Source organism: Phormidium pseudopriestleyi FRX01 (assembly GCF_017313335.1).
Taxonomy (GTDB): domain Bacteria; phylum Cyanobacteriota; class Cyanobacteriia; order Cyanobacteriales; family Laspinemataceae; genus Laspinema; species Laspinema pseudopriestleyi.
The window spans coordinates 1-7,350 of sequence record NZ_JAFLQW010000238.1 but is presented as its reverse complement, the minus strand read 5'-3'; the positions used below and the strand labels follow the sequence as shown (position 1 = coordinate 7,350).

Below are 7,350 nucleotides of genomic sequence, written 5' to 3'. Positions count from 1 at the left end.
AGGAATCAAAACTCTGGCTACCCTGAGCGATGGGACCACCTATCCCAACCCCAAAGCCTATCGCCATGCTAAGAAAAAATTAGCCAAGCTCCAAAAAGAACTAAGTCGCCGTCAAAAAGGAGGTAAAAACCGAGAAAAAACGAAACTCAAGTTAGCGATCGCCCACCGACGCATCGCGGATATTAGAGCAGACCATTTACACAAGTTAACAACTTACTTAGCCAAAAACCACGGTGAAGTAAAAATTGAAGACTTAAATGTGTCAGGGATGCTCAAAATCATAAAAAAAGCGGGTGCTATTGCCGATGGAGGGTTTTATGAGTTCCGTCGCCCGATTGAGTATAAATGCCAGTGGTATGGGAGCAAATTAACCCTGATTGACCCGTGGTATCCCAGTTCACAGATCTGTTCCAACTGCGGACACCGACAAAAAATGCCCCTGCATAAAAGACAGTATGACTGTCCGAACTGTCACATCTCAATAGATCGTGACTTAAATGCATCAATTATTTTGGAAAACGCGGATAGTTCAGCCGTGTAAGCCTAGTGATGGAAAGGTCTGCGAAGATCCAAGCTAGGAACTAAACATCATACAATTAAGTTTGAGTAAGTTTTAGAGAGCGGCTAGGTTCTAAACAGAGGACAGGCGATGGGCGATCGCCCAGAATTTGAGTGAGGCTGCTCAAGATAGTCATGCAGCAGGGTTCGACCATTTGATCGCGATCGGATCAGATGAGATCAGTCGCTAAACCTCGATCCATTTAATGCCCACAGAACCTTGTGGATCAACAGATCCAGATATTTTTTCCAGTGCGATCGGCGATCAATGCTCGGTGATCATCTTGAATGACTGACTACAGCTTACCCGACTGTTGATCTCCATCTAAATTTTGACATATAAACATCCATTCCTCTGCCCACTCTAGTTCCCATCGTTCCCCCTGTAAAACCCCATAAAAAAAATACCTCCCAGATGGGAGATATTTAGAGCAGTTAAGTTGTTGAGAATTTATACCCAGCCTTTAGCTGACTAAGCTGGGTCTCGAAACACTTTCCCTTAATGGGCAAGAACAGGAATGCTCTTGAGTTCAGCCGTCAAACGGCTCAACATCGACCGTTGGCGTTTTTGACCTTGAACTTGCCGATCCATCATCAGACGGCGAGCTTGTTCCGGTGCCGAGGTTTTTGCGGACTGCGGTTCACCAGTGGTGAACGCAACTCCCCGATACTTCAGTTCCACGGTTGCTTGTTGGACCGGGGCTTTCTTCTGATTGCAAAATTTCCAATCTAACCCGCGATATTTACCAGCTAGTTCGCCTTCGGTAACATCAACTTCTGCGGGAGTGTAGTCGTAAGTGGTGCCACGATATGAAAGTTTCATGTTTTTCGCCCCCTAAATAGAGTCTTGTTTGTAGGTTGAGGCGCGTTCCTTCGGGAGTGACTCCCTACTTCCGTCCCTTGCCAGCTTCATGCCGTTCAGAGCTGAACTGGCTTGTGGTGAGGGATGAACGATTTACTTTCTGTATTCATTGTTACCGTTTAAAAATGAAATGTCAAGGGTTTTTCAATTTTTTTCCCAAAATTACTCCTTAAGGTATAGATGGTCTTTCTCTCAAATCCGGCTCAAACCCTTGTAGAAACGGCGATTGAGAGATTTTACAGCCCCGGACCTAGGCAAAGAAGGGGGATTTAACTCAATATATTAGGGATAGCCTATGAATGGCCCCGACTCGATAGAGGACTCTATATGGGAACTCGGGAGACTCCGCCCCCCGCGAAACCCTCCCGACTACAACGGGGTCATCTCCCTTCATATCGGGCATTGGAGTTGTCTGTTGGCTCCAAAAGCCCCGCAAGTTCACCCTTGACCGAATTTAACAAAGGAGAAACCTGATCGTGACCTATCGCAATACAGCCGGTTATCTCTTAAGTGTCCTGATGGTGTTGGCCCTGCCTGCATCCCCCACCATCGGGGCGATCGAACAGCCTGTGATTCAGGAAGTAGAATCCAATCAAACCGCATTTTTCTGGAGGCGACAGTCCGCGCCCGATCGCCTCGAAGGAGTCTGGCGGATTCAGGAAGCCAGAACTCCCCGGGGTCAAGCTTACACGGGTAGCCTCGATATCACAGCCATTGGAAATACCGATAACCTCTATCAAGTCTCGTGGGAAACCTCCGAAGGCAATTATTCCGGGTTGGGGTTCTATGAAGAAGGCCGGTTACTGGTGGGGGCCGGACTGGACGAGGGGATTTATGGCGTGGCCCTGTATCGAATCCAGAACGATGGCACCTTAGATGGCAAATGGACCCTCAGTACCGCCAATGGTGAGGTGGGGACCGAACTTGCCACCAAAGGGCGATCGGGAGAGTTAGCGGGTTCCTATCAAATTCAGAGTACAGACCCCGGAGAAGAGGATTCTTCCTTCAGTGGAGAATTAACAATTACCGAATCCCGCGATATCTATCAAGTCACCTGGAATGTCGATGATCAAACCTATCGCGGGATTGGTTTGCGGGTGGATGATTGGCTGGTTGTCGGTTGGGGGACTAGCACGAACCTCGGCGTGTTGGATTATGAATTTAAAGGCAACGAAGCAACTGCACGTTGGGCGAGAACCGGCAGTCGGGAACTGGGGATGGAAAAGATTTCCCTAGAAAATTAGGCGGCCCTCTAGGTCAGGTAAATTCATCTCCGGGCGATCGGGACCCCTGGCTCAACTCTTTTTGGTAAAAAATACTATAATTAGGAATAACACCCTAAAGAACTGCAAGTTCACCCCCTGAAAATTGTGTTTACTGCTACTTTATCCCCGCCCAATTCTGCCCAAACCTCCGCGATTCCAGACGATTTATTTGAAGCGATTGAACTCCTGAAGCAGGAACTCAATGCCGTTATCCTCGCCCACTACTATCAAGAACCCGACATTCAGGATATTGCTGACTATATCGGCGACTCCCTCGAACTGGCCCGAAAAGCAGCCAACACGAACGCCGATGTCATCGTCTTTGCCGGAGTTCACTTCATGGCAGAAACAGCCAAAATCCTCAATCCGAATAAACTGGTGTTACTTCCCGACTTGGATGCCGGTTGTTCCCTCGCCGATAGTTGTCCTCCCGATGTCTTTGGGGAGTTTAAAGCCGCTCATCCGGATCATATAGTCATCTCTTACATTAACTGCTCGGCGGCCATTAAAGCCATGAGCGACATTATCTGCACCAGTTCTAATGCCGTTAAACTGGTGCGCCAAATTCCCGAAAATCAGCCGATTATTTTTGCCCCAGACCGCAATTTAGGTCGGTATGTGATGGAGCAAACGGGCCGGGATATGGTCTTGTGGCAAGGCAGTTGCATGGTGCATGAAACCTTTTCTGAAAAGAAAATTGTTCAGCTCAAAATTAAACATCCCGAAGCTGAAATCATTGCTCATCCGGAGTGTGAACCAACGGTATTGCGCCATGCCAATTATGTTGGTTCAACCAGTGCATTGTTAAACTATGCTCAAAATAGTGCCAGCACAGTATTTATCGTGGCAACGGAACCGGGAATCATTCATCAAATGCAAAAACAAGCGCAAGATAAACAGTTTATTCCTGCGCCGCCCATGAATAGTTGTGCTTGTAATGAATGCCCTCACATGAGGCTAAATACCTTAGAAAAATTATATCTCGCCATGAAAAATCGCACCCCAGAAATTACTTTACCCGAGGAAACCCGCATGGCAGCTTTACGCCCGATTCAACGAATGCTAGAAATGAGCGCATAATTCAGAGTAGCTATTAGCTGGGGGTTTAAACCCCCAGCGGTTGTCGCTACTTATTATTGATTCAGAAAGGCTTGAAGTTGAGATGCAAGTTTCTCGATAAGTCCTTCCTCATTTTGTAAACTTTTTTCCGCTTCGGCTTTGATGCGAGGAACTACATCCTCGGGCAAATTCAAGAGGGCAACGAGTTTTTGGTAGGCTTGAGCTTCTTCAGCATTAATATTAGGTTCATCGGGAGTGCGAGCACTGGAGGCGATGACTTCATAGCCGAGTTGCAGAACCAGTTCCCGTTCCGGTTGGGTGGCGAGTTTAGGGATTAATTCTTCTAGCGGGATGTTTTGCATCATGTAGTCCCGCAGTTCTTCTTTGAGTAGGTCTTGTTGTTCGGGACTGACGGAAAATAAGCGACTAAAGCGATCGAGCATGATCTCGACTTCTTCTGCGGCGAGTTCACCATCCGCCCATGCCATTGCCGTTACAACTCTTAACAGGTTCATCTGACGCGGGGTGATGGAAGGTGGGGGTGGGGGTTGGATTGCCATTGTTCTTTCCTCAAAACATGGAGAGTTGTGGCAAAACCTTATCATGCGATCGCCGGGTTCGGCTTGTATCGTAAGGTTATCTTAGGGAATGGGTTGAGGGGAAGAGACGCCTGAAGGCGTTACTACGAACAAAAACAAAAAACTTACGCCTATTGTTTGTAGTAACGCCTTCAGGCGTTATCCAATGTTTGTAGTAACGCCTTCAGGCGTTATCCCCTCTCCACCAATTTACCCTTTCAGTTGAGTCACGGAACTCCCTAACCACCCTTTCAGATTATTCTGTTGAGTCGCGGTGGGATTCTGAATTGGGATGATATTGTAAGTCGTGGGACGGGGTTGGGCGAGAACCGCCTCAACGGTTCGTAATTGTTCTTGATGGAAAACAGTAATTTGGATTTTGGACCCGGTTTGATAGTCTTTCAGGCGATCGCCCAAATCCTCGGCAGTAACGCGCATTCCATCAATCGCCAGCAATTCATCATCGGCATCGATTCCTGCCCGTTGTCCCGGTGAACCCATTTCTACAAATTTAATTATTGCCTTACCATTTTCTGTCTTAACTGTCAAGCCCAAAAATGGTGCTGCATCATTATTTTCAACAGGTTGCACTTTTAACCCAAAGGGTTGCAGATAGTCATCCAGGGGTAATTCCGCAGTCCCGTGGATGTATTGGTTAAAGAAGTCGGTTAAATCTTCTTCGGCAACGGATTCGATAATCTCCTTGAGTTCCTCGTCCGTAAAGCCAATTTCTTCGGAACCAAACCGTTGCCACATTTGCTGCATCACCTGATCCAGCGATCGCACGTTGCCGGAGTTTGCCCGAATTCGCAAATCTAACAACAGGGAGACTAATTCTCCTTTCAAATAGTAGGAAATTTGGGAATTATCGCTATTGGCATCCCGGCGATACAGTTTAATCCAAGCATCCCAACTCGATTCACTCAGGGGTTGATAACAACGTCCTGGAAGCGTTTGCAAACGAGTAATATCTTTACTCAACCCTTGTAAGGCAACTTTGGCATCATAAATGCCTGCCCACAGAGGCAGCAAAATATCATAATAACTGGTGGTTCCTTCACAAAACCAGAGAGAAGTCGTGTAGGTTTCCCCTTCATAGTTAAACACTTCTAGGGGTTTGGGACGAATGCGCTTGACATTCCACAAGTGAAAGAACTCGTGGGCAACTAATTGGATGAAGCGGTTGTATTTTTCGGTATTTCTAAATCCAAAGCGGGGATAGTTCAAAGAACAGCTATTTTTATGTTCCAATCCGCCATAGCCTTGGGAAGAGAGATGGAGGATAAACAAATAGCGATCGTAAGGTAACCCTCCAAATAGCTGACTTTCGGTTTGAATGATTTTTTCAATATCAGAAATCAGCCGTTCAGCTTGGAGATTTCCCGGGCCCCAAATTGCTAATTCATGGGGTTTATGTTCCACTTCAAAATAATAGGATTGGTGCGTGCCAATTTCAAAGGGGCTATCCACCAAGGTATCGAAATCCGGGGCCGTAAAGGTGTGGGGATGTCCCGGTGTTGAGGGCAGTGAAGTGGTAACCCGCCATTCCGGTTTTGGGGGGATAATCTGAATGGAGAGGGGAGTTTTTTCAAACCCGGGGATATAAAAGAAGAGGGCGGCACCGTTAAAATAGCCATGAGTGCTATCTAAGTGATTAGTTCGGACCGAGAGTTCATTGGCATAGATGCGATAGCGAACGATAATTTCCGAGAGTCCTAGGGTTTCGATTTGCCAATGATTTTTGCTCAGTTTGCGCCAAGGTAGGGCGATTTCGTCGGGGTCTTCAGCGGAGAATTCCTGGAGATGTTTGGCATACTCCCGCACTAAATAGGAACCGGGAGTCCATACGGGCATTTTCAAATCCAGGACCGATGCTCGCCATCCCCGGACCTTTAACATCACGTCAAACAGATGAGATTCTGGCTCATACATCGCCACCTGATAGTAAACATCGGGTGCGATTCGAGGCATCGTACTCGGTGGAATTGTTGTTGCTTCAGTCATTGGTTATTTTTGGTTATATCGGCTAATCTGGGCTCGGTTAGGGGCAGTATTTTAGACTGTCGATTCGCCAAGTTTGATTGGATGGCGGTGAGTGCTTCAGGCGCGATCGCCTTAATCCCCTTCCCTGCGGTTTAGAATGCCCCTAACCTTGGCTATTTTCGGTGAAAATGGCTCAAACGTGGCCAGCTAAGTGGGTTAACTGTTTGAGATTGACTAAATAAAGAGATTCAGCAGCTTCATCAATTTTAATCCAACCTTTGGCGTTCAATTTTTCCATGATTTTACTGGCTTCTTCGACGCCAATATCGGTGACATCTGCTAAGTCTTTATAGGGAATATTGTAGATTTCTGTCCCTTTTTCGGTGGACTGTCCATAGTTTTCTGCCAGAGAAACTAAGGTATTGGCCAGTTTGACCGCTGGGGGGCGGTTCCGCAATTGAAAGCGCAAATTAGTCTGTCTGAGTCGTCGGACCATGAGTTGGAGCATCCGATGATGGAGTTGAGCGTCTTTAAACAGGGTTTGGATAAACCGTTGGGCAGAAACGCTCAGGAGTTGCACGGTTGAGAGGGCAATCACGTCGGTGGAACGGGGCGATTCATCCAGAATTGCCATTTCCCCGAAGAAGTCACCTCGACCAAGAATGGCAAGGGTGACGACGTTATCCCCATATAGGCGTCGAACTTTAACCCACCCAGTGACGATAAAGTAAACGGCATTGCCCCAGGCATCTTCCATTAAGACTGCTCTGCCTGATGGATATTCGTGCTCAACCGCAACGGACAAAAGCCATTCCAGGGTTTCTGGATTGGCGGCACTAAATAGCGGGAAAAGCTCACTAAAGGCTTCGGTCTGCATGAAAGATATTTAAGATAGGGAATGAGGTTGAACCTCCCCACGTCTAAAGCCGGGGGATTCCTGCCTACCCCAAAGGGCGACAGTGGGACATTCAAGTATCCCGCTAGACCATCAAAACAACTATCCCCGAAAAAAGAGATGATGCAATTTGGCTTACTTCTTTATTGT

7 protein-coding genes and 1 riboswitch are annotated in these 7,350 nt (G+C 47.2%); of the genes, 3 read left to right on the top strand and 4 right to left on the bottom strand.

Annotated features, from left to right (window positions below):
• Nucleotides 1-541, top strand: a 541-nt coding sequence (locus J0895_RS08790) for an RNA-guided endonuclease InsQ/TnpB family protein (RefSeq protein ID WP_207087730.1), incomplete at its 5' end; no start/stop codon positions are given.
• A gap of 516 nt (nucleotides 542-1,057) precedes the next feature.
• On the opposite strand, the gene J0895_RS08785 is transcribed toward J0895_RS08790, so the two are convergent.
• Nucleotides 1,058-1,381: a DUF4278 domain-containing protein gene (locus J0895_RS08785; RefSeq protein WP_207087729.1), complete on the bottom strand. Its 324-nt coding sequence runs from the start codon at nucleotides 1,379-1,381 to the stop codon at nucleotides 1,058-1,060.
• A 39-nt stretch (nucleotides 1,382-1,420) separates the two neighbouring features.
• Nucleotides 1,421-1,513, bottom strand: a riboswitch (Glutamine riboswitch).
• A gap of 383 nt (nucleotides 1,514-1,896) precedes the next feature.
• On the opposite strand from J0895_RS08785, the gene J0895_RS08780 reads away from it, so the two are divergent.
• Nucleotides 1,897-2,664, top strand: a complete 768-nt coding sequence (locus J0895_RS08780; RefSeq protein WP_207087728.1) for a hypothetical protein — start codon at nucleotides 1,897-1,899, stop codon at nucleotides 2,662-2,664.
• 126 nt (nucleotides 2,665-2,790) lie between these two features.
• A complete protein-coding gene (gene nadA, locus J0895_RS08775) occupies nucleotides 2,791-3,765 on the top strand; it encodes a quinolinate synthase NadA (protein WP_207087727.1) in 975 nt (324 codons plus the stop codon).
• A 53-nt stretch (nucleotides 3,766-3,818) separates the two neighbouring features.
• Here nadA and J0895_RS08770 read toward each other — a convergent pair whose 3' ends face one another.
• The 3 genes from J0895_RS08770 to J0895_RS08760 form a co-directional block, all read right to left on the bottom strand.
• Nucleotides 3,819-4,304 carry a tellurite resistance TerB family protein gene (locus J0895_RS08770; RefSeq protein WP_207087726.1) on the bottom strand — a complete coding sequence of 162 codons (486 nt, stop codon included), beginning with the start codon at nucleotides 4,302-4,304 and terminating at the stop codon, nucleotides 3,819-3,821.
• 228 nt (nucleotides 4,305-4,532) lie between these two features.
• On the bottom strand, nucleotides 4,533-6,326 hold the full coding sequence (locus J0895_RS08765; RefSeq protein WP_207087725.1) for a M61 family metallopeptidase: 1,794 nt from the start codon (nucleotides 6,324-6,326) through the stop codon (nucleotides 4,533-4,535).
• Nucleotides 6,327-6,498: 172 nt separating this feature from the next.
• Nucleotides 6,499-7,182, bottom strand: a complete 684-nt coding sequence (locus tag J0895_RS08760; protein WP_207087724.1) for a Crp/Fnr family transcriptional regulator — start codon at nucleotides 7,180-7,182, stop codon at nucleotides 6,499-6,501.
• Between the last annotated feature and the right edge of the window lie 168 nt (nucleotides 7,183-7,350).

Coding starts and splice junctions, on each gene's coding strand:
- J0895_RS08785 (WP_207087729.1), bottom strand. CDS start 1,381: ATGAAACTTTCATATCGTGGCACCACTTACGACTACACTCCCGCAGAA.
- J0895_RS08770 (WP_207087726.1), bottom strand. CDS start 4,304: ATGGCAATCCAACCCCCACCCCCACCTTCCATCACCCCGCGTCAGATG.
- J0895_RS08765 (WP_207087725.1), bottom strand. CDS start 6,326: ATGACTGAAGCAACAACAATTCCACCGAGTACGATGCCTCGAATCGCA.
- J0895_RS08760 (WP_207087724.1), bottom strand. CDS start 7,182: ATGCAGACCGAAGCCTTTAGTGAGCTTTTCCCGCTATTTAGTGCCGCC.